The sequence below is a fragment of the Neisseria sp. CCUG12390 genome (assembly GCF_047837985.1).
GTDB lineage: Bacteria > Pseudomonadota > Gammaproteobacteria > Burkholderiales > Neisseriaceae > Neisseria.
Genome location: NZ_CP181244.1, coordinates 992,806 through 1,014,822 on the forward strand (window position 1 = coordinate 992,806; position 22,017 = coordinate 1,014,822).

The following is a 22,017-nucleotide window of genomic DNA, read 5'->3' on the forward strand; positions in this document are numbered from 1 at the left end:
TGCTTTTGATGTCCGGCCCAAGGCCGTCTGAAATCAGGATTTCTTGTTCGTCAGCGCGGCTTTGACGAAAGCATTGAACAGCGGATGGCCTTGGCGCGGGTTGGACGTGAATTCGGGGTGGAACTGGCAGGCGAAGAACCACGGGTGGTTCGGCAGTTCGACGGTTTCCACCAGACGTTCGCGGCCTGAGGACACGCCGCCGATGACCAAGCCCGATTTTTCCAGCGCGGGTACGAAGTTGTTGTTGACTTCGTAGCGGTGGCGGTGGCGTTCGCGGATTTCCGTGTTGCCGTAGATTTTGGCGGCCAGGCTGCCGGCTTTGAGTTCGACGGCCTGCGCGCCCAAACGCATCGTGCCACCCAAATCGGCGTTTTCGTCGCGGGTTTCGACGCTGCCGTCGGCGGTCTGCCATTCGTCGATCAGGGCGACCACGGGGTAGGGCGTTTTCAGGTCAAACTCGGTGGAGTTCGCGCCCGCCAAGCCCGCCACGTCGCGGGCGTATTCGATGAGCGCAATCTGCATACCCAGACAGATGCCTAAATAAGGCACGTTGTTTTCACGCGCATAGCGCACGGCGGCGATTTTGCCTTCCACGCCGCGCACGCCGAAGCCGCCCGGCACGAGTACGGCATCCATTTCTTTCAAGGCCGACACGTCGCCGCCGTTTTTCTCGATTTCTTCGCTGTCGAAATAGGTAATCTGCACGTCGGTTTCGGTGTGGATGCCCGCGTGTTTCAGGGCTTCAATCAGCGATTTGTACGATTCGGTCAAATCCACATATTTGCCGACCATGCCGATTTTGACGGTGTGTTTCGGGTTTTTGATGGCGTGGACGATTTTTTTCCACTCGGTCAAATCGGCCTGCTGCACGTTAAGCTGGAGCTGTTCGCAGATGATGGTGTCGATGCCCTGGTTGTGCAGCATCTCGGGGCATTCGTAGATGCTCTCGACATCGTAGCTGCCGACAATCGCGCGCTCTTCCACGTTGCAAAACAGGGCGATTTTGCGGCGTTCGTCTTCCGGCATGATGCGGTCCATGCGGCAGATCAGAATGTCGGGTTGCAGGCCGATGCCCAGCATTTCCTTCACGGTGTGCTGGGTCGGTTTGGTTTTGATTTCGCCTGCCGCCGCGATGTAGGGAACATAAGTCAGGTGGGCGAACAGGGTGTTCGCGCGGCCGAGCTGGCTGCGCATTTGGCGGATGGCTTCGAGAAACGGCAGCGATTCAATGTCGCCCACCGTGCCGCCGATTTCCACAATCGCCACGTCGTAACCCGCCGCGCCTTCGTGGATGCGGCGTTTGATTTCGTCGGTGATGTGCGGAATCACCTGCACCGTGCCGCCCAAGTAGTCGCCGCGACGCTCTTTGGCAATCACGTTTTCATAAACTTGGCCTGCGCTGAAACTGTTGCGGCGGGTCAGCGTGGATTTGATGAAACGCTCGTAGTGGCCCAAGTCCAAATCGGTTTCCGCACCATCGTCGGTCACGAACACTTCGCCGTGCTGGAACGGACTCATCGTGCCCGGGTCGACGTTGATATACGGGTCGAGCTTGAGCATGGTGACGTTCAGCCCGCGCGATTCGAGAATGGTGGCAATAGAAGCGGCGGCGATACCTTTTCCGAGTGAAGAGACAACGCCGCCGGTTACGAAAATAAATTTAGTCATGATGAAAAACCCATGTTGGAATACGTGATTTTACCTTGAAGCGGTAGGGCTGGCAAACGGGAACAGGGGGAAATGAAACAGGCCGTCTGAAAAATACACATTGTTTTCAGACGGCCTGACGAACCTATCGGCGAAGCAGTTTAACCTTCTTTCTTCAAGGCTTCGTCGCGCAATTCGCGGCGCAGGATTTTACCGACGTTGGATTTCGGCAGTTCGTCGCGGAATTCGATGTCTTTCGGCACTTTATAGGCAGTCAGCTCGGTGCGGCAGAAATCGATTAATTCTTCCCGGGTGAGCGAACCGTCTTTTTTCACCACGAAAACTTTCAAGGCCTCGCCGGTTTTCTCGTTCGGCACGCCGATGCAGGCGACCTCCAAAACCTTGTCGTGATGGGCGATGACTTCTTCGATTTCGTTCGGATAAACATTGAAGCCGGAGATGACAATCAGGTCTTTTTTGCGGTCAACCAGTTTGAACCAGCCTTTTTCGTCCATCACGGCAATGTCGCCGGTTTCGATGAAACCTTTGCCGTCGATGGCTTTGGCGGTTTCCTCGGGGCGGTTCCAATAGCCTTTCATCACTTGCGGCCCGCGTACCCACATTTCCCCGGGTTGGCCTTGCGGTACGGGACTGCCGTTGCCGTCGCGCAATTCGATTTCGGTTGACGGCACAGGCAGGCCGATGCTGCCGGTATAGGCTTCGATGTTCAGGGGATTGGCGCACACGCCCGGGCTGCATTCGGTCAGACCGTAAGCCTCGACAATCGGCGTGCCGGTAATGTTTTTCCATTTCTCGGCAACCGCGCGTTGGGTGGCCATGCCGCCGCCCAAAGTCAGCTTCAGGCCGGAAAAGTCGATTTCGGAAAATTCGGGGCGGTTGACCAAACCGTTGAACAGGGTATTGACGCCGACAAACACGCTGATGCGCTCTTTTTTCATGTCGCCGATAAAGCCCTTCATGTCGCGCGGGTTGGCAATCAGAATGATTTTGGAGCCGGCATTGGAGAAAATCATCAGGTTCACGGTAAGCGCAAAAATATGGTAAAGCGGCAATGCGGCGATGACGACTTCTTCGCCTTCGCGCAGCAGGTTTTTAATCCATTCGGAAGCCTGCATCATGTTGGCGCAGATATTGCCGTGGCTGAGCATGGCGCCTTTGGCCACGCCGGTGGTGCCGCCGGTGTATTGCAGGAGCGCGGTATTGTCGCGGGTTAATTCGACGGGGCGGAACGCGTGCGCCGCACCCTGCTTCAAGGCCGTCTGAAAAGTAACGGTGCCGGCGATGCGGTATTCGGGTACCATTTTTTTGACTTTGCGTAAGACAAAGTTCATCAGGCCGCCTTTAATCGTGCCGAACATTTCGCCGACGGATGCGACAATCACGTTTTTGATGTCGGTGCGCGGCAAAACCAATTCCAGCGTGTTGGCAAAGTTTTCCAGCACGATGATGGTCGTCGCGCCGCTGTCTTTCAGCTGGTGTTCCAGTTCGCGCGGGGTATAGAGCGGATTGGTGTTCACCACCACCAAGCCTGCCTGCAGAATGCCGAACAAGGTTATCGGATATTGCAGCAGGTTGGGCATCATGATGGCGACGCGCTCGCCGCGTTGCAGCTTCAATACGTTTTGCAGGTAAGAGGCGAAATCGGTGGCGAGCTTGGCGGTTTCATTGTAGCTGAGCGATTTGCCCATGTTTTGAAACGCCGGCTTATCGCCGAATTTGGCTACGCTTTGTTGGAAAACATCGATGATGGATTGATAGCGGGTGATGTCGATTTCGTGCGCAACGCCCGCTTCATAACTTTGTAACCAAGGCTTTTCCATGGGTAATCAGTCTCTTGTGGTGGTAATGGAACGGAATGAAACCATCGATATGGTTTGGATGGTGGGATTATAGCAGCCTAAGCAGATTGGATACAAAAGGCCGTCTGAAAAACTTTTTCCGACGGCCTTTTGTCTGCGGATTCCGTTCAAATGCCTTCGGGCTGAGGCACTTTGTGCTGTACGGCATAAACCGCTGCCTGAACGCGGCTGCTTAAGTTGAGTTTGCGCAAAATATTCTGCACATGAACTTTAATCGTCGATTCGGCCAAGTCCAAATGGCGGGCGATGACTTTGTTGCTGTGTCCGGCGGCGAGATAGCCCAGGATTTCCAATTCGCGCGGGGTAAGGGCGGACAGGGCGGCATCGGTGCGTGGTGCGGCGGGGGAAATCAAAGATTGGACCAGGCGCGAGGTCATTTCCGGGGAGAAGACGTTGTCGCCGTCGACCGCCTTGCGGATGCTGTCGAGCAGGAAGTCGGCGTTGATGTTTTTCAGCAGGAAACCGCGTGCGCCGATGCGCATGCATTCGGTCAAATCGTCGCTGTCTTCGGAAACGGTCAGCATAATCACGGTTTGGTTGGGGTTCGCACTCAAAATCTGCGCCAAGGCTTCGCGGCCGTTCATCACCGGCATATCCAAGTCAAGCAGGACAATATCGGGTTGCTGCTGCTCGACCAGCTTGACCCCCGACAGGCCGTCTGAAGCCTCGCCGATGACTTCGAAATCGCTTTGGCGTGAAAGCAGGGCTTTGATGCCGCTGCGGAACAGGGTGTGGTCGTCAATCAAGATAATCTGAATAGTCATGAGGTGGTTCTCTTATGTTGCGGCAACACCAAGGTTACCGTGGTTCCTTTTCCGGGTTGCGATTCGACGTTCAACACCGCATCGATGCGGCGGGCGCGTTCCTGCATGATGCCCAGCCCGACGTGCTCCCCCGACAGGCTGTCGATGGCCTGCGTGTCGAAGCCGATGCCGTCGTCGCTGATTTTCAAGGTGAAATCCTGGCGGTTAATCAGGCTGACTTCGACCTTATCCGCCTGCGCGTGTTTGCGGATGTTCGACAGGCTCTCCTGAAGGATAAAGATAATCTGAAGCTGCTCGTCGTGGTTGAGCCAACTGCCTTCCTCCACCCAAGTCGTGTTCACTTCGATCTGCGTCTGCTGCTCGAATCTGCTCAGGAGCGTCGATACGGCTTCGGGGAAGTCTTTGTTGCTGATTTTGGTGCGGAAATTCAGCAGCAGTTCGCGCACATCATCGTAGCATTCCTGCACGCCGTCTTTGATGAAACGGATGTTTTCTTCGACTTGCTCTTTCTGTGCGGCATTGTACGCGCTTTCGAGCATTTGTACCTGTAAATTTAAAAAAGTCAGCGTCTGGGCGATGCTGTCGTGCAAGCCTTGGGCGATTAAGTTGCGCTCCTGTAAAACGGCCAGCAGGCGGCGTTCCTGCGCAAAACGGCTGTTGGCAACCGAAACCCCCAATTGGCTGCTTAAGGTTTGCAGCAGTTCGTGATCGCTCCGGCTCAAGGTGTGGCCGTCTGAAAAATACAGCGTGAACAGCCCCAGCTCTTCTTCTTTATAGGTAATCGGGAAAACCGCCATCTGCTCGAAACGGGCGTGTTCCGGCAGCGGAATCAGACGGCCTTTGCTTTCGCTGTCGAGATAATGCAGCGGCAGATTCTGAATCGAATCGGAAAAGCTGCCGTCCAAATCGGCATAAGGCTCGGTTTGGGAATCTTCAGGCAAACCCAAGCTTGCCACCAGGTCGGAGCGTTTGTGTTCGGCATCAAACAGATGCACGCTGCCGGCAACGGCGGAAACCGCGGGCAGGGTGCGCCCTAAAAATTCCGTTACGGCGGTTTTGGGCTGGAGGATTTGGTGCAGGTCGCGGGTGGTTTGGTAGAGCAGTGCCAAATCGCGGTTTTGGCGTTCGAGGTCTTCGGTTTGGCGGGCAACCTGGCCTTCCAAATCCGTGTAGAGGATTTTCAGGCTGGTGCTCATTTGGTTGAAGCCTTTGTTGACTTGGGCAAACTCGCGGATATAGTCGGTGTTGATTTCCGTGCCGAATTCGCCACGGCCGATGGCGCGCACGCCCGCACTCAATGCTTCCAGCGGACGGATAATCCATGCGTAGTGCAAACTGATCATGAAACCGGCCGCAACGAAAATCATCAGAATCAAGGCCATCTGAAAACGGCGCAGCCATTGCGTGTTTTCCTCGTTGGCAGTTTCCAAAGCCTGCACAAACAAATCCAGATTACCGGCAAAGCGGTATAAATCCTGATTGTCGGGCAGCCGTTGGGCTTCTAAGGCAGGGCGTATTTTCTGTTGCCAATCCGCCAGCAGGCTCGATTGGATCATGCTGGAATTCACCGCGTTGGCAGAACGGGAAGGCAGCAGCGGCTTGATCACACCGCTCCGCCCCACCTCCAGCAAGGTTTGTTCAAAAGCCTGAATCTCCCGACGCACCTGAACGGCGGATTCTTTCTCATGCACCATATGGGTCAGGCGGTAAGTCTGCATACGCAGGCTGCCCGCATGGTTGATGGCCGTGCCCGCGCCTTCGAGCCGCCACGACAGAATCAGGGTGAAAACGACCGAAAACAGGGCGGAGCTGACCCATAAAACCGTCAGGAATTTGAGCCGCGCAGAAAGGCTGGGGCCGTCTGAAAATTGGGTTAGTCTGTTCATGATGATGGCAATAAAATGACGCCTTAAAATAGCATTGTTTGGCTTAAATCACAATCGTGCAAAGAAATGCCCTTATCCGCTAGAATTTAACGCGGATTCGTGTAAAATCCAGCCATGATAAAATTCAATTCATATGAACATTTTGCAGGCCAGACGGCAACGGTTTTTCAGACGGCCTCGATAACCATGCTTGAAGTTTTCCCATGATTACCATTTTATATTTCGGTGTTTTGAAACAAAAATTAAACACCGCCCAAGAACAAATCGAGTGGCAGGGCGGCAACGGCCGCGATTTGCTGGCCTTGCTGCACGCGCGCGGCGACGGTTGGGCGGAAGCCTTGGCCGCCGGCAACATTTTCCGTTTGGTGGTGGATAAAAAAATCAGCACATGGGAAACCGAGATTCCCGATGGTGCCGAAGTCGGCCTGCTGCCGCCGGTAACGGGGGGCTGACATGCAGATCGATATCCGCATCCAAACGCAGGATTTCCGGTTGCAGCAGGAATATGACCTGTTGCGCACGCAAGGCCGCAACACCGGTGCGGTGGCTGCCTTTGTCGGGCTGGTGCGCGACCGCGATACGGCCACGCCTTTAGCGAGCCTGTTTCTCGAGCATTTTCCGGAAGTGACCGAAAACGAAATCGCCCGTATCGTTCAGACGGCCTCCGAACGCTGGCCGCTGACCGCCTGCACCGTTATCCACCGCGTGGGCGAGCTGCGTGCCGACGAGCAAATCGTGCTGGTGCTGGCGGCATCCGAACACCGCAAAGCGGCTTTTGCCGCCGCCGAATCCATTATGGATTATCTGAAAACCGAAGCGCCGTTTTGGAAAAAAGAAACGTTTTCAGACGGCCTCGAGCGTTGGGTCGAAGCCAAACAGAGCGACCAAGCGGCCGCACAGCAATGGAACACACCATGAAAACTTACGCACTCATTCTCGCAGGCGGACAAGGCAGCCGCATGGGCGGCGTCGACAAAGGTTTGGTCGAATGGCAGGGCAAGCCCTTGATTGACCATGTCATCGGGCGGATCGGGCCGCAGGTCGGACACATCGCCATCAGCGCCAACCGCAATCTGGAAGAATACGCCCGCCGCAGCCCGCATGTTTTTCCCGATGCACGCCAATGGCACCACTTAGGCCCTTTGGCGGCATTGTGCACGGCGGCCAACGATTTGCAGCTGGCCAAAGCGGATTGGCTCTTGATTGTGTCTTGCGATATGCCGAAGCTGCCGCAGGATTTGGTGGAACGCTTTTTGGCCGTGGCCAAGCGCACGCCTTTGTGCAATGCGTTTTATGTAGAGACTCCGCAGCAGCAGCAATACGGCATCATGTTTATCCGGCCGCAGATTCTGCAAAGTGCCGTGCCGTATCTTTATGCCGGAATGCGCACCATACGCGGCTGGCTCCAGCAGCAGCGCGCCCGCGCAGTGAATTTCGATTCGGATAAATATTTTGTGAATTACAACACGCCTGAAGATTTGAAAGAAGCATGATGATTGATTTTGAAGTTGCACGCGCGGCCTTGCTCGACAGCCACGAATGCCGTCTGAAAACCGTGACGCTGCCTTTAACCGAAGCGGCCAACCGCATTTTGGCGCACAGCCTGAGCGCAAAATATCCGAGTCCGATGTTCGACAACAGCGCGATGGACGGCTATGCGGTGTGCGATTCCGAGGGTGGCTTGTACGAATTTGCCGTCACCGACAGGATTCAGGCGGGGCAGGCGGCAGGCATGCCGCTGGCTCAGGGCGAAGCCGTGCGCATTTTTACCGGCGCGCCGCTGCCGCCGAATACCACCGCCGTGGTCATGCAGGAGCAAACCGAAACCGACGGCAGCCGTCTGCGGGTCAATGCCGATATTCAGGCCGGACAGAATATGCGCATGAAGGCCGAAGAAATCGAAGTCGGTCAGGAACTATTGGCGCGTGGTACGAAATTGAACATGGCGGCTTTGGGGTTGGCCGCTTCGCAAGGTTATGCGGAGGTTGCCGTTTACGAGCCGTTGAAAGTACGGGTGTTTTCGACGGGCAACGAATTGGTCGAACCCGGAAAACCGCTTTCAGACGGCCAAATCTACGATGCCAACCGCTACCAGTTATGGGCCTGGCTGCAAGGTTTGGGCTTTCAGGTCAGCGACGGCGGCATTTTGCCGGATGATTTGGCGCAAACCGAAGCGGCATTGTCCGCCGCAGCCGAACAATTCGACGTCGTCGTCACCAGCGGCGGTGCGTCGGTGGGCGAGGCGGATTATCTGAAGCAGGCGGTTGAAAACATCGGTTCGCTGACCATGCACACATTGGCCGTCAAGCCGGGCAAACCGTTTGCGTGGGGGCATATCGGCGAGTGCAAAATTTTCATTTTGCCGGGCAATCCCGTGGCGACATTTGTAACGGCGAATATGCTTTTGCTGTCGGTGTTGAATAAATTGTCAGGCCGGCAGGCGCGTCATTGGCACCTGCCTGAAGTGACCGCAAAAGCAGCGTTCCAAACCCGAAAAGCCATCAAACGCCGCGAATTTTTACGCGTGGTTTTGGAAGTTGATGAAACAGGCGGAACGGTGGCGAAGCTGCTGCCGAACCAAGGCAGCGCGATGTTGGCGACCTGTACCGCTGCCGATGGGCTATGCGAAGTGCCTGCCGGACAGACGATTAGTGAAGGCGATAGTGTCAGTGTTTATTTGTTGGCAAATTAAATGGCAATAAAAACAAGGCCGTCTGAATTTCAGACGGCCTTGTTTGCTGTTTTAACGCATCACTTGATGATGCTGACTTTTTGAATTACCACCGGCTTCACAGGTACGTTTTGATAAAAGCCGCGGGTAGCGGTTTGCACTTTGCTGATTTTGTTCACGACATCCATGCCGGCGGTTACTTTGCCGAAAACCGCGTAGCCGTAGCCTTGCGGCGTCGCGCTGGTGAAGTTTAAGAAATCATTGTCGGCGGTGTTGATGAAGAACTGGCTGGTGGCCGAATTCGGGTTGGCGGTACGCGCCATCGCGATGGTGCCGACGGTATTTTTCAGGCCGTTGCCCGCTTCGTTAACAATCGCTTTATCGGTGGCTTTTTGCACCATATCCGCTGTAAAACCGCCGCCCTGAATCATGAAATTGTCGATGACGCGGTGGAAAATCGTGTTGTTGTAAAAGCCTTTTTTGGCATAGCTGACGAAATTGGCGACGGTTTTCGGGGCTTTGGTTTCGTCCAGAGACAATTCGATTTTACCCATGTTTGTTTCGATGACGGCACGGGTGTCGGCTTGGGCGGCAAAGGCGGCGGTCAGCATGAGCGCGCCTAAGGTGAATTTAGTTAAAGTGTTCATGTGTGTTTCCTGTTTTTGATGAATGTATGCAGGTTGGGTTTGACCGCGTTATTATCGTCTTTCTGTGTGTGAAAATCGTACAAGAAAACGTAAAAGGCCGTCTGAAAGTATATCTTTCTTTCAGACGGCCTTTTAAATGATTAACGTATTATTGTTTCACGGCTTCGATTTGGATGTCCAATTTCACGTTTTTGGTCATGCCGCTGTCAACCAGATAATTCATGCCCCATTTTGTACGGTCGATGGTGGTAGAAAAGTCGCCGCCGCAGACTTCGGCTTTGGCCATCGGGCTGTTGTAACAGTTGAATTTTTCGGCTTTCAGTTTGACGGGGTGGGTTTTGCCCAACAGGGTCAGGTTGCCGTCAACCGATTTCAGCTTTTTGCCCATGTAGTTGAATTTGGTTGAGACAAAACGCATTTCCGGGAATTTTTCGGCATTGAACAAATCGGCTGATTTCAAGTGTGCGGTAAAGCGGTCGGAGCCGGTTTGCAGGGTGCTGATCGGAATGGCGATGTCGATTTTGCCTTGGCGTTTGGCTTGCTCGAAATCAACCGTACCGTTCAAACCGTAGAAGCCGCCCACGTTGGTGCTGGTGTTGAAATGGTCGATGGCGAAACGGGCGTTGGCATGGGTTTCGTCAACCTTGTAAGTGGCGGCAGAAGCAGAAGCGGCAACGGCGGCAGTCAAAACGGCAAAAATCATTTTTTTCATATCAATATCCTTTGTAAGGGCAAATGGGAAGGAAATTCGGAACGAGAAAAGCTATCTTAACATACGCAGCGCAAATAAACGTTTCCTGACGGTTAATTCTCTGTTTGTCTGATGTTGATAATGAAGGGCGGTATTGTTATGTAACAATAAAAATGCGTGGAACCACTCCACGCATTTTTTCAGACGGCCTTACAATGCGGCCAACACGGCATCGCCCATTTCCGAGCAGGAAACCAGCTTCGTGCCTTCTTCGAAAATATCGCCGGTGCGCAAGCCCTGTTTCAACACGGTTTGCACGGCTTGTTCGATTTGCTGCGCGCGCGCTTCGTCGTTCAGGCTGTAGCGTACCAACATGGCCAACGACAAAATGGTTGCCAACGGGTTGGCCTTGTTTTGGCCGGCGATGTCGGGTGCGGAGCCGTGGGAAGGCTCGTACAGGCCTTTGTTGTTTTCGTTCAGCGAAGCAGACGGCAGCATACCGATGGAACCGGTCAGCATGGACGCTTCGTCGCTCAAAATATCGCCGAAAATATTGCCGGTGGCGATGACGTCGAACTGTTTCGGTGCGCGCACCAACTGCATGGCGGCGTTGTCGACATACATATGGCTCAATTCGACATCGGGATATTCTTTGCCGACTTCTTCAAAAACTTCGCGCCATAATTCGGTAGTCTCCAAGACGTTGGCCTTACCCACCGAGCAGACTTTTTTATTGCGTTTCTGCGCGGCTTGGAAGGCGACATGCGCGATGCGGCGGATTTCGCTTTCGCTGTAGCGCATGGTGTTGAAACCTTCGCGCTCACCGTTTTCCAGCGTGCGGATGCCGCGCGGTTCGCCGAAATAAATGTCGCCCGTCAGCTCGCGCACAATCAGAATGTCCAAACCGGCGACGATTTCCGGTTTCAAGGTCGAAGCATTGGCTAGTTCGGGATACAGAATCGCAGGGCGGAGATTGGCAAATAAATTCAGGTCTTTGCGAATCGCCAGCAAACCGCGTTCGGGGCGCAGCGGACGGTCGAGATTATCGTATTGCGGGCCGCCTACCGAACCCAACAATACCGCATCGGCCTTACGGCACAGGTTTTGCGTGAACTCGGGGTAAGGCTGGCCGTATTGATCGTAGGCTTCGCCGCCCAAAGGTGCGTATTCGTAAGCGGCATCGAGGCCGTCTGAAATCAGTTTGTCGAGTACGCGGACGGCTTGGCCGATGATTTCAGGGCCGATGCCGTCGCCTCGCAGAATGGCGATTTGTTTGGTCATATTTAATCCTTAACACGGAAAAAGTTTCAGACGGCCTTGATTATAGCGGAAAACGCAGCAGGCCGTCTGAAAGTCGTTTGAAAAGGTCTCAACCTAATGTTCTGATTCAGCTCGGCAATATAGTGAAATAAAAAGGACAGGTAAGTGACCTGTCCTTTTTATGATTGCCGCTAAGGATTATTCTTTATCTTGTTTCTCGTCATTCTTTTTCGGCACGGGCTTTTTCGCGGCCAAACCTAACGATTTTTGCCATTCGGCCGGATTTTTCACCAAATCCAAGGCTTTACGCAATTGGTCGTCTTTGGCCGGATTCGGTGTGCGGCGGGCAATGATGTCTTCTTCTTTTTCCTTGTCGGTTTTTGCCTTGGTGTTCGTTTGCAAGGCTTCTTCCACCGTCTCGGGAGCATTGCTGCCGTTAACGTCTGCTCCGCCCAAAGGATTGCCGATGTGGCCGACTAAGTCGGCTTCTCGGCTTTCAAAGGCGCGGTCTTTGTCTTTCACTTCGACGTCCGGCACGATGCCTTGCGCCTGAATCGAACGGTCGTTCGGCGTGTAATACAGGGCGGTGGTCAGTTTGACTGCGCTGCCGTTGGACAGCGGAATCACGGTCTGTACCGAACCTTTGCCGAAACTCTGCGTCCCCACCACCACGGCGCGTTTGTGGTCTTGCAGCGCGCCGGCCACGATTTCGGAAGCCGAGGCCGAACCTGAATTAATCAACACCGTCATCGGGATGGATTTCAACTCGGCCGGCAGCCCTTCGAGCGGGTCTTTGCCGCTGGACAGAATATAATCTTCGGGTGTGGCTTTCAATACCATGCCGGCTTTGCCGTCACGGCCTTTGGTGCTGACCACATTCACGTCGGCAGGCAGGAAGGCGGCCGATACGCCGACGGCTCCGTTCAACAGGCCGCCCGGGTCGTCACGCAAATCCAAAATCAGGCCTTTCAGCGGCGCACCGTTTTGCTTCGTTAATGCCTTGGCTGCTTCAGTGAGCGCAGCGGTGGTACGTTCTTGGAACTGGGTGATGCGGATGTAGCCGTAGCCCGGTTCGAGCAGGTGGTGGCGCACGCTTTTGACTTTGATGACGGCGCGGGTCAGGTTGACGACAATCGGCTGGTCGGCATCTTTGCGCGACAGGGTCAGGGTGATTTTTGTTCCCGGTTTGCCACGCATCTTTTTCACCGCTTCGCTGACGGTAAGGCCGCGGGTAGAGGTATTGTCGATTTTGACGATGAAGTCGCCGCTTTTCACGCCTGCGCGCTCGGCCGGGGTGTCTTCAATCGGTGCCACCACTTTGATGAAACCGTCTTCCTGGCCGATTTCCATGCCCAAGCCGCCGAATTCGCCGCTGGTGTTTTCCTTCAAATCGGCATAGCCTTTTTTATCCATGTATTCGGAATGCGGATCAAGGCCGGCCACCATGCCTTTCATGGCTTCTTCAAAAAGCTCGGCATCGGATTTGTCTTGGTAATAATTGGCTTTGATTTGGCCGTAGACTTCGGCCATGGTGCGGATGGATTTGACCGGCAGGGATTCGTCTTTGGCGTCTTTTTCGGCGGCAATGCTTTGGACGCTGAGGCTCAGTACCACGCCGCTGAATGCGCCCAAGGTGTAAAGGGCAACTTTTTTCAAAGTGGATTTCGACATTATTCTTAACTTTCTCTTTTCGTGCTTTTAGTGCTGGTGCGGAGGCCGTCTGAAATTTTTCAGACGGCCTGAACCGTCATCGTGGAACTTTAGGCGATTTGTTCTGATGATACAACCGTTTTAGGGTAAAAAAATGCTAGCGACTGTTTGCCTGCGCGGAAATTGCGGAATTATCCCGATTATGGAATCGATTCAATATTCAGACGGCCTGAATCCTTTATTTGGCTGAAGCGGATATGGAGGCCGTCTGAAGGATTAATTGATCCAAGAGAGCGGATTCATGTTTTGGCCGTTATAACGGATTTCCAGATAAAGCCCTTCTTCACCGCCCGGCAAGGTGCCGCTGGTGCCGATTTTGTGGCCTTGGCCGACGGCGTAGCCTTTGGCGACGCTGATTTCGCTCAGACCCGAATACACGCTGACGTATTTGTCGCCGTGATCCACCACTACCACGTTACCGTAGCCTTCCAGTTCATTGGCGTACATCACATTGCCGGCGGCAATGCTGTTCACCGCGGCAGGCGGGGTGGTGTAGAACACGCCTTTCCACATTTCGCCGCCTTCGCGCTGGTGGCCGAACAGGCCTGAAAGCATGCCGTTGACCGGTTTGTTCAGACGGCCCTGCATACGGCTGAAGCTGTTCGGATTGCTGACGGTAACGAAGCTGCCGGATGCCGGTGCCTGCAGTTTCATGTCTTCGGCGGTGAGGTTGGACAGGGCGGCGCGCTCTTTTGCGGCTTGCTGCTCTTTTGCCTTAGCGGCCTGGCGGGCTTTTTCGGCGGCGGCCAAACGCGCTTCCGCCGCTTTTTTACGTGCTTCGGCTTCTTTTTTGCGCTGCTCGGCTTTTTGTTTGTCCAAGTCTTTAATCAGATTGTTCAAACGCTGTTCGTTGTCTTTTTGGGTGACTGATTTCTTCGCATCCTTGGCCATTGCGGCATTTTGGCGGCGGCTTTCGACCAGCTCGGGTGTGTTCTTCGCCCCCTGCTTTTTCAGTGCGGCCTGCGCGTTGGCCTGCAAACGTTTCAGACGGCCTAATTCGCTGTTAATCTTGTTTTCCTGTGCGGCCAATTCTTTTTGCTGCTTGGCCAAATCCGCCATCACTTTTTCATTGGAGGCGTTGATATAGCGGGTATAGCGCAGGAAACGCGTTTTCTGGCCCGGTTCGGCATTTTTCAGGAACAGGGCAACGGCATTGGGTTGGCTGTTTTTATAATTGCCGGAAACGAAACGGGAAATCTGCGCACGCGTGTTGCCCACCTCGGCCTTCAGGCGGGTAAGGTCTTTGTCTAACTGCTGCAGTTTGTCCCATGCGTCGCGCTGTTGCCGGTTGACGGCGGATAAGCTGCTGCGGGTCTGTTGCAGCTTTTTCAAATCGGCATTGACGCGCACCAAGAAATTGGCCGTGCGTTTGTTTAAGGCTTGTTTGGCTTCCAAATCGTTGGTGGCGGTGCTGACGGCGGCGCGTAAGTCATCGCTGTCTTTGTTCGGGCTTTTGTCGCGGACACCGGCTTTCGCGGTTGATTTGGCGGTTTCTGCTTTGCCGGCTGCGTTTTTTACGGTTTCTTTTTTATAGTTTTGTTTGGCGGCGGTTTCGGCTTTGGCCGCTGTTTTTTTATCTTTTTTATCTTTATCGGTTTTTTGGGTGTTGTCTTTATTTTTGGCCACGGCTTTTTTTACCGGCTGTTCTTTGGTTTGAGCGGCGTCTTTTTTGTTGTCGGCTGCTTTGGCTTTGGTTTTTTTGTTATCGGTCTGTTCCCCTTTTTTGCTGGCGGCTTTGGCTTTTTCAGACGGCGTGCCGTCTGCTTTTCGTTTGGATTTGTCGGACGCGGTCTTGCCGTTGCTTTTTTTATCTTTGGCCGCGGTTTTTTTATCTGCGGCTTTGACCGCTTCTTTTACTGCGGTTGCTTTCTTAGCCGAGGTGTTTTTTTTCGCGGCGGCTGTTTTTTCTTTGGTGTCATTGGCGGCGAAAGAAGGAGCGGCGAAACATAATAATAGGGCGAGTAACAGAGGTTGGTAACGCATGGTGTATTTTCTTAAAGTAATAAACGCAACAAAAGCTGATTATACTGTTTGTCAGGCCGTCTGAAAATGTTATTCGGGCGGTGTGCCGCAAATGCTTGCAATCCGGACAAACGCTCTTATATAGTAGCCGTATCCGGCATGTGGACAATGGATTTCGTGCCTTAAACCCACTAAATCCGCATCCGGCAGATGCAGGATTTCACGAAAGCTCCCGATTTCGGAGCAAACGGTCAAGAGAAGATATGAATTTAGCAAACTATTTTTTGGTTGCCATGCCCAATATGGACGATCCCTTTTTCCACGACAGCGTGATTTACGTTTGCGAGCATGGGGAAGAGGGCGCGCTGGGTATTATTATCAACAAGCCGTCGCCGATTACGATGGATATGATTTTTGCCGCCAGCGACCGCAACATCCCATTGCGTATGCAGCACGAAAGCGTGATGATGGGCGGGCCGGTGCAGGTTGACCGCGGCTATGTGGTGCATACGCCCTTAGGCAGCTGGCAGAGTACGCTGGCGGTAACCGACCGCGTTGCGCTTACGTCTTCGCGTGACATTATCGAAAATTTGTCCGAACCCGGTGCGGTCGAGAAAGCTTTGGTCAGCATCGGTTATTCCAATTGGGGCAAAGGCCAGTTGGAGCGGGAGCTTGCCGATAATGTGTGGCTGACCGTGCCGGCCGACGAGCATATTTTGTTTGATGTGCCGTATGAACACCGCTATGCCGCCGTGTTCGACAAACTCGGCATCCGGCCTGACCGTCTGGTTGTGGGAGCGGGACATGCTTAAGGCTCCCGCGGGAACGACGCTGGCATTCGATTTCGGCGAAGTACGCATCGGCGTGGCGCAAGGCGATGCCGAACTGGGTATGGCGCACCCGCTGGCAACCGTTACCGGCAGCAGCAACGAGGCCAAGTTTGACGCCATTGCCAAGCTGGTCAAAGAATGGCAGCCGCTGCAATTGGTGGTAGGGTTGCCCACGCATACCGACGGTACGGAGCATGAGCTGACGCGTTTGAGCCGCAAGTTCGGCCGCCGTTTGCAGGGGCGGTTTCATCTGCCGGTGTACTGGGTCGATGAGCGCATGTCGTCGCTGTATGCAGAGAGTTTGTTGGCCGAAGCGCAGGTATTCGGCAGAAAGCAGAAAGCCGTGCTGGATCAGGTGGCGGCGCAGGCAGTTTTGCAGGGGTTTTTCGAAGGCGGTGCAGCGGAATATTTCAACGGCCGCGAAGCTGAAAACGATGAATGAAGGCCGTCTGAAAACTGATTGCTTTGCGCAACATTTTTTCAGACGGCCTGCGTTTGTTTTTGTTAAGGAAGCGGCGCGGTACGGCGATGTTTGCTACACTCAAGCCGTTTGTCACAACACATTAATTTAAGGATAAATCACATGGCTTTAATGGATACTCTGTTGAACGTGGCGACCCAAGCCCTGAACGACAACAACGGCAACGGCCAAAATTCCGTAGTCGATATGGCAATGGATTTGGTGCGCCAACAAGGCGGTATCGGCAATTTGGTGAACCAACTGCAGCAAGGCGGCTTAGGCGATGCCTTGGGCAGCTGGGTATCTACTTCTCAAGCCAACGCGCCGGTATCCGGCAGTGAACTGCAAAATGCTTTGGGTAGCGACATCATCGGCCAGGTTGCCCAAAAATTCGGTATGGATGGCCAGCAGGCCGGCGATTTGCTGGCACAGGTTCTGCCCAATCTGGTCGACAGCGCCACGCCGAACGGCAATCTTCAGGAAGCCGACGGTTTCGGTCTGGACGATATTGCATCATTGGTGTTGAAAAACTTCATCAAATAAGCAGTAAATTACCCGTTAAAAGCCTCGGATGGTCATCCGGGGCTTTTTTGCTGATTAATTTTTGTTTGTTATTTGTTAAAGAAAACAGGATACTCAGATCCAGATAACCTTAAAAACATTTCTTTTTAAAAAGGTATAATGATTTTCTGACTTATTATATCTTGGTTGGGTCAAAATCAATACCTGTAATATGGCGTTGACCGGCATGAGCTTTGATATGGACTACAATATCGATTGTTTGTTTCAACAAGGTTTTAATAACACCAAATTCTAGTCCGCTTCCTTCAGGAGATGCTTTAATCATTAAAGCCAATTGATCCCAAGTTTGTTCAGTACTGCCAGCATGGCAGCTTGTTATGGAACCCGGGTGGCCCGAGGCACAGTTTCGGATAAAGTAGAAAGATTCATCTCCGCGCAATTCGGCCAAAATAATACGGTCAGGTTTCATACGCAAACAAGATTCCATACAGCTTTTTGCAGATACATTCGCACTACCTTGTCCGCCTTTTGAATAAAGAAGGTGTACCACGTTTTCATGAGGAATGAAAAGCTCGCGAGCATCTTCGATACTGATTAACCGTTCATTTAATGGGATGTGTGTGACCAGTGCTTTCATAAAAGTTGTTTTACCGCTACCGGTTGCCCCTGAAACGACGATGTTTTTCTTATATTCGACAGCCCTTTTAAAAAATAACTCGTAGTTTTTACTATTTTTGAGGTTCAGCAATTCTTTGTCATGGTCCGATAGTTCACCATTTAAATCAACGATTTGACTGAAAAATCCATCTGAACTATATTGATGGAGGCTTTTAGTATGTTTGGAAGGAAGGCGGATGGTAATTGAAACTTTACCCGTATCGCATGCAGGAGGAATAACGAATTGGGCGCGTTGACCAGTCGGGAAAGTCAGAGAAACCATAGGTTCGGTCTCGGTAATCCGTTGTCCTGTATTACTTTCATTGACAACAGCCGTACAAAACTGACGTGCCCGCTCGAAAGTCAATGTTTCTACGGCAACCTTTTGCCATCCCTGCGTTGTCTCTAGAAATACCTCTCCCGGACGGTTGATACAGATTTCCGTTACATCAGGATTATTCAGAAAAGACGAAATACCTAAAATTTCATATTGGTAATTTAAAAAATCTGCTGAAATTGTTGAATTTAATTCTTCCATGGTGATCAAAAGTCTAAAAAAATGAAAAAAGATAATATCATATTCACGGAATAAACGTCATGACAGAATCTTCGAAATGCCGTCTGAAAGTTCCGGGCGGAGTTAAAACTTTCAGACGGCCTTAGGGTATGTTTCAACCGTAACTGCGGCCGCCGTATGACTGAGCCCGATATTCGGCTTCCCGCGCCCGCTGTTCCTCGGCCAAAGCAAAATCCCGTTCGGTCTGTTTTGCCTGCAACACATTGTCTTCCAAGGATAAAGCCAATGCCTGATTGGTTTGGATGGAAGTATCTTTAAACATACCCTGCGGCGATTCGTAGCCGATATTGATTTGGCCGTCTCCCTGAACATGAATGAACTTGACTTCGGGCAGTCCCGCCGCATAAGCCTTGGTTGCCATAGAGAGGGAAATGGCATCGTAATCCGAACGGCTGCGCGTTACCCCTTCCTCCCTGTCAAATTCGGTCAGCAGCGTCCTGCATTGTCCGCACATATCCCGAACCTGTTTGGGCATATCGGCAAAAGACAATGCAGGAGTCTGGGCATACTGCTGTATTTCCAAGTCAAAGGGTTGGGCTTGTGCGAGCGGCGGCAGGTTTTTCCGGGCGGGTTCGCCCGCCGGACGGTCGCGTTTGAGCATATCGATCGTATTGTTGATATTCCGAACCGGATCCGACGCATTTAAAAGAATATTGAGACCGATACGTTCCTGATTGACATCGCTGCGGTAGGCATCAATCAGAATGGCATTGTTCTGTGCGAGTTTGCGCGCATTAGGGTCGGACAAAATCGAACGGCTGCCGGTAAAGTTATCGATGGAATGCGCCGAACCGACGGAAGTCGCGGCCGCACCGTAAACAGTAGAAGGAAGCAGCACATTGGCTGCACGGCTGTTGGTATAGCCCGCTTTGGAAAGGCGGTTGATTTCGTCGGGAGTCGCCAACACCACCACCGAACCGTAATGGCCGCTGGCCGCGGCGACGGGGTCGGAAGCCTTGACATAATTGACGACCCTGCCGCCGCCTTCGGGAATTCGGGGCAGGCTGGCGGCACCGTAGGCATTGAAAGTAACGCCCTGATGATTGAAATAATGCGCACTGATTTGGGCGAGCGTACCGCCGAGGGAATGGCCGGTGTGGGTCAGGGTGGGCATCGGTTTGCTCGGGTCTTTGTCGTGCATAACCTTAATTTTATCCATTGCCTGTTTCGTCAGATCAACAGCAGCCTGCGCCTGTCCTGTTGGTGGGTAGGGAGTGCCATTACTTAATCTCCTCAATGGTTGCGGTCATTGTGAATAAGTTTTTTTGGTTTTCAGGGCTGAAGTCGTTAGGCGATTCATTTCCGAAATCAACATAGTCATTTTGTGGGTGCGTCGGATAAGGATAGAGTGCTTTCCAATAATATTTGGTCATGGTTTTTTGCTCAATCAGATTATCCACAAAGTCGTTAATACTAAACTCGGTTTCTTCAGGTAATCCCGTTGTTTTGAAGCCCGTGCCGAAACCGTCAGGTTTCCAGCGGCAGACCCCTTCGCCGAAATAGTCTTCGTCCAGCATGGCATCACGGTAAACCACCGTTTCGTATTCGTTTTCACTGATTTTATGAATAGGAAATTTCAAACTTTTTCGCGGATGTGCTTTTGCACCGATGATTTCCGAAGTAATCAGATACTCGCAGTTGTCGGCCAGATAGCCGACACTCATATCGCTCATCAGCTTCAACGGCCCGGGCGCGTCGTTGATTTTAATACGGATACGGTAGGCTTCTTTGGGGTTGGGGTTTTGGCGGAAACGCTGTTCCGTTCTTTCCTGAATGCTCATGTTTGGTTCCTCCGAATGGCCGCAGGCGGTCAGTCCGGTAAAGGAAAGCGCAGCGGCAGTAAGTAAAATGGTTAACTGTTTCATAAAGCGGTTCCTTTACGAATGTATAATCAGGCCGTCTGAAAATTTCAGACGGCCTGATTATAAATCCGATTGTCCGGGTTGGGGATAAGCATGGGATTGACGGTTGCGGAACGGGCTTTAAGGTTGGGACAGACAGTACCTTGATAGCCTGAAGAACGGTCATTGGCGACGGCCAAGACTTTGTATTTATTCAAACCAATATCAATTTCTTTATTGCTTGGCATACGGTTTTCGTAAGCGTCTTTTGCCAAGTCTGCGTATTGCTGATGGGTGGGAAATGCCATTATTTGACCTCCTCAATGGTTGCGGTAATGGTAAACAGATTTTTTTTCTGCTCATCGTTGAAAACGGATAACGAATCAGAGCCGGAATAGGAATAACCGATTGCCAATTCCGGCATGCTTTCAATACCGTCATTTTGTAAAGCAATCGAACCGTCTTCGTTTCGATAGTAAGGATATCTTGCTTTCCAATAATATTTGGTCATGGTTTTTTGCTCAATCAGCTCATCTACCATTCCACCGAAGCCGAAGCTGGTTTCTTCGGCTTTGCCGGTTGCCTTGAATCCCGTACCGAATCCGACAACTCGCCAACGACAGACCCCATCGCCGAAATAGTCTTCGTCCAGCATGGCATCTCGGTAAACCACCGTTTCGTACTCGTTTTCGCCGATTTGACGGATTGGCATCATCAAATCTTTTTCAGGGGGGATTTTTGCGCCGATGATTTCCGAAGTAATCAGGTATTCGCAGTTGTCGGCCAGATAGCCTACGTCCATATCCTGTTCCAGTACCAACGGCCCGGGTGCGTCGTTGATTTTAATGCGGATACGGTAGGCTTCTTTGGGATTGGGGTTTTGGCGGAAACGCTGTTCCGTTCTTTCCTGAATGCTCATGTTCTGTTCCTCCGAAGAATGGCCGCAGGCACTCATTCCGACAAGGGAAAGCGCGGCAGCGGTCAGTAAAATGGTGAGATGTTTCATAAAGCGGTATTCCTTTACGAATGTATAATCAGGCCGTCTGAAAGTTTCAGACGGCCTGATTATAAATCCGATTGCGCGGGTTGGGGACAGATGCGGGATTGGCGGTTGCGGAACGGGTTTTAAGGTCTCGGTAAACTGTACCCTGATAACCCGAAAAACGGTCGTTGGCGACGGCAAGGACTTGGTATTCGTTGCCGCCGATAGGTATCCCTTTCTCTCCGTATTTGGTAACCTGACGGTTTTCATACGCGTCTTTAGCCAAGTCTGCGTATTGTTGGTGAGTTGGATAAGCCATTATTTAACCTCCTCAATGGTTGCGGTAATGGAAAATAAATTTTTTCTCTGTTCTTCGTTGAAAACGGTTAATGAATCAGAGCCGGAATCTACTGAATCGGTATAAACCGATCCATCTTTTTTTCGATGGAAAGGATAGATGGCTTTCCAATAATAACTGGTCATGGTTTTTCTCTCAATCAGATTATCCACAAAGTCGTTGATACTGAACTCGGTTTCTTCAGGTAATCCTGTTGCTTTGAAGCCCGTGCCGAAACCTGCAGGTTTCCAGCGGCAGACCCCATCGCCGAAATAGTCTTCGTCCAGCATGGCATCTCGGTAAATCACTGTTTCGTACTCGTTTTCACCGATTTGACGGATTGGCATTTTCAGGCTTTTGTAAGGATGTGCTTTTGCGCCGATGATTTCGGAAGTAATCAGATATTCGCAGTTATCGGCTTGATAACCGACACTCATATCGCCCATCAGTTTTAACGGCCCGGGCGCATCGTTGATTTTAATGCGGATACGGTAGGCTTCTTTGGGATTGGGGTTTTGGCGGAAACGCTGTTCCGTTCTTTCCTGAATGCTCATGTTCTGTTCCTCCGAAGAATGGCCGCAGGCACTCATTCCGACAAGGGAAAGCGCGGCGGTCAGTAAAATGGTGAGATGTTTCATAAAGCGGTATTCCTTTACGAATGTATAATCAGGCCGTCTGAAAGTTTCAGACGGC

General features: G+C 52.2%; 23 protein-coding genes. 7 read left to right on the forward strand and 16 right to left on the reverse strand.

All coding sequences use genetic code 11. The features are described 5' to 3' along the window. Positions 1 to 33: 33 nt before the first annotated feature. From ACM67E_RS04620 to ACM67E_RS04635, 4 genes are all read right to left on the reverse strand, one after another. Positions 34 to 1,668, reverse strand: coding sequence for a CTP synthase (locus ACM67E_RS04620; RefSeq protein ID WP_416192441.1), 1,635 nt, complete (start codon positions 1,666 to 1,668; stop codon positions 34 to 36). Between the two features lie 140 nt (positions 1,669 to 1,808). After that, complete coding sequence (locus tag ACM67E_RS04625) at positions 1,809 to 3,488, reverse strand: AMP-binding protein (protein WP_416192442.1); 1,680 nt, start codon at positions 3,486 to 3,488, stop codon at positions 1,809 to 1,811. Positions 3,489 to 3,634: 146 nt separating this feature from the next. Further along, on the reverse strand, positions 3,635 to 4,291 hold the full coding sequence (locus ACM67E_RS04630; protein ID WP_416192443.1) for a response regulator: 657 nt from the start codon (positions 4,289 to 4,291) through the stop codon (positions 3,635 to 3,637). Further along, positions 4,288 to 6,177: a histidine kinase gene (locus tag ACM67E_RS04635; RefSeq protein WP_416192444.1), complete on the reverse strand. Its 1,890-nt coding sequence runs from the start codon at positions 6,175 to 6,177 to the stop codon at positions 4,288 to 4,290. Before ACM67E_RS04635 ends, ACM67E_RS04630 begins: the two co-directional genes overlap by 4 nt. Positions 6,178 to 6,380: 203 nt before the next feature. Between ACM67E_RS04635 and ACM67E_RS04640 the strand changes: the two genes are divergently transcribed. The 4 genes from ACM67E_RS04640 to glp are packed head-to-tail and all read left to right on the forward strand — an operon-like array spanning position 6,381 to position 8,869. Beyond that, positions 6,381 to 6,629 carry a MoaD/ThiS family protein gene (locus tag ACM67E_RS04640; protein ID WP_416192445.1) on the forward strand — a complete coding sequence of 83 codons (249 nt, stop codon included), beginning with the start codon at positions 6,381 to 6,383 and terminating at the stop codon, positions 6,627 to 6,629. A gap of 1 nt (position 6,630) precedes the next feature. Beyond that, positions 6,631 to 7,095, forward strand: a complete 465-nt coding sequence (locus tag ACM67E_RS04645; RefSeq protein ID WP_416192446.1) for a molybdenum cofactor biosynthesis protein MoaE — start codon at positions 6,631 to 6,633, stop codon at positions 7,093 to 7,095. Next, the gene (mobA, locus tag ACM67E_RS04650) at positions 7,092 to 7,670 is read left to right on the forward strand and encodes a molybdenum cofactor guanylyltransferase MobA (protein ID WP_416192447.1); all 579 of its coding nucleotides are present in this window, start codon (positions 7,092 to 7,094) and stop codon (positions 7,668 to 7,670) included. The genes ACM67E_RS04645 and mobA overlap by 4 nt, the downstream gene beginning before the upstream one ends. After that, a complete protein-coding gene (glp, locus tag ACM67E_RS04655) occupies positions 7,667 to 8,869 on the forward strand; it encodes a gephyrin-like molybdotransferase Glp (RefSeq protein ID WP_416192448.1) in 1,203 nt (400 codons plus the stop codon). The genes mobA and glp overlap by 4 nt, the downstream gene beginning before the upstream one ends. Positions 8,870 to 8,928: 59 nt before the next feature. Here glp and ACM67E_RS04660 read toward each other — a convergent pair whose 3' ends face one another. From ACM67E_RS04660 to ACM67E_RS04680, 5 genes are all read right to left on the reverse strand, one after another. Beyond that, the gene (locus ACM67E_RS04660) at positions 8,929 to 9,495 is read right to left on the reverse strand and encodes a peptidylprolyl isomerase (RefSeq protein ID WP_416192449.1); all 567 of its coding nucleotides are present in this window, start codon (positions 9,493 to 9,495) and stop codon (positions 8,929 to 8,931) included. Positions 9,496 to 9,643: 148 nt separating this feature from the next. Further along, complete coding sequence (locus ACM67E_RS04665; protein WP_416192450.1) at positions 9,644 to 10,207, reverse strand: YceI family protein; 564 nt, start codon at positions 10,205 to 10,207, stop codon at positions 9,644 to 9,646. A 189-nt stretch (positions 10,208 to 10,396) separates the two neighbouring features. Continuing rightward, on the reverse strand, positions 10,397 to 11,467 hold the full coding sequence (leuB, locus tag ACM67E_RS04670; protein WP_416192451.1) for a 3-isopropylmalate dehydrogenase: 1,071 nt from the start codon (positions 11,465 to 11,467) through the stop codon (positions 10,397 to 10,399). Between the two features lie 177 nt (positions 11,468 to 11,644). Next, a complete protein-coding gene (locus ACM67E_RS04675; protein ID WP_416192452.1) occupies positions 11,645 to 13,117 on the reverse strand; it encodes a S41 family peptidase in 1,473 nt (490 codons plus the stop codon). A 255-nt stretch (positions 13,118 to 13,372) separates the two neighbouring features. Next, complete coding sequence (locus ACM67E_RS04680) at positions 13,373 to 15,139, reverse strand: peptidoglycan DD-metalloendopeptidase family protein (protein WP_416192453.1); 1,767 nt, start codon at positions 15,137 to 15,139, stop codon at positions 13,373 to 13,375. A 242-nt stretch (positions 15,140 to 15,381) separates the two neighbouring features. On the opposite strand from ACM67E_RS04680, the gene ACM67E_RS04685 reads away from it, so the two are divergent. The 3 genes from ACM67E_RS04685 to ACM67E_RS04695 all read left to right on the forward strand — a co-directional run bounded on the left by ACM67E_RS04685 (position 15,382) and on the right by ACM67E_RS04695 (position 16,951). Further along, positions 15,382 to 15,930 (forward strand): YqgE/AlgH family protein, encoded by a 549-nt coding sequence (locus ACM67E_RS04685; RefSeq protein WP_416192454.1) that lies wholly within the window; start codon positions 15,382 to 15,384, stop codon positions 15,928 to 15,930. Continuing rightward, positions 15,923 to 16,390 (forward strand): Holliday junction resolvase RuvX, encoded by a 468-nt coding sequence (gene ruvX, locus ACM67E_RS04690; protein WP_416192455.1) that lies wholly within the window; start codon positions 15,923 to 15,925, stop codon positions 16,388 to 16,390. The genes ACM67E_RS04685 and ruvX overlap by 8 nt, the downstream gene beginning before the upstream one ends. 141 nt (positions 16,391 to 16,531) lie before the next feature. Further along, the gene (locus ACM67E_RS04695; RefSeq protein ID WP_416192456.1) at positions 16,532 to 16,951 is read left to right on the forward strand and encodes a YidB family protein; all 420 of its coding nucleotides are present in this window, start codon (positions 16,532 to 16,534) and stop codon (positions 16,949 to 16,951) included. Positions 16,952 to 17,105: 154 nt separating this feature from the next. Here ACM67E_RS04695 and virB11 read toward each other — a convergent pair whose 3' ends face one another. The 7 genes from virB11 to ACM67E_RS04730 form a co-directional block, all read right to left on the reverse strand. Then, entirely contained in the window at positions 17,106 to 18,125 is a 1,020-nt protein-coding gene (gene virB11, locus ACM67E_RS04700) for a P-type DNA transfer ATPase VirB11 (protein WP_416192457.1), read from the reverse strand. Positions 18,126 to 18,258: 133 nt separating this feature from the next. Beyond that, on the reverse strand, positions 18,259 to 19,323 hold the full coding sequence (locus tag ACM67E_RS04705; protein WP_416192458.1) for a hypothetical protein: 1,065 nt from the start codon (positions 19,321 to 19,323) through the stop codon (positions 18,259 to 18,261). Between the two features lie 61 nt (positions 19,324 to 19,384). Next, positions 19,385 to 20,029 (reverse strand): hypothetical protein, encoded by a 645-nt coding sequence (locus ACM67E_RS04710; protein ID WP_416192459.1) that lies wholly within the window; start codon positions 20,027 to 20,029, stop codon positions 19,385 to 19,387. Between the two features lie 44 nt (positions 20,030 to 20,073). Further along, positions 20,074 to 20,313 (reverse strand): hypothetical protein, encoded by a 240-nt coding sequence (locus ACM67E_RS04715; RefSeq protein WP_416192460.1) that lies wholly within the window; start codon positions 20,311 to 20,313, stop codon positions 20,074 to 20,076. Beyond that, the gene (locus ACM67E_RS04720) at positions 20,313 to 21,011 is read right to left on the reverse strand and encodes a hypothetical protein (protein WP_416192461.1); all 699 of its coding nucleotides are present in this window, start codon (positions 21,009 to 21,011) and stop codon (positions 20,313 to 20,315) included. The genes ACM67E_RS04715 and ACM67E_RS04720 overlap by 1 nt, the downstream gene beginning before the upstream one ends. Before the next feature lie 46 nt (positions 21,012 to 21,057). Continuing rightward, the gene (locus ACM67E_RS04725) at positions 21,058 to 21,306 is read right to left on the reverse strand and encodes a hypothetical protein (protein WP_416192462.1); all 249 of its coding nucleotides are present in this window, start codon (positions 21,304 to 21,306) and stop codon (positions 21,058 to 21,060) included. Continuing rightward, positions 21,306 to 21,962 carry a hypothetical protein gene (locus ACM67E_RS04730; protein WP_416192463.1) on the reverse strand — a complete coding sequence of 219 codons (657 nt, stop codon included), beginning with the start codon at positions 21,960 to 21,962 and terminating at the stop codon, positions 21,306 to 21,308. Before ACM67E_RS04730 ends, ACM67E_RS04725 begins: the two co-directional genes overlap by 1 nt. Positions 21,963 to 22,017 lie beyond the last annotated feature (55 nt).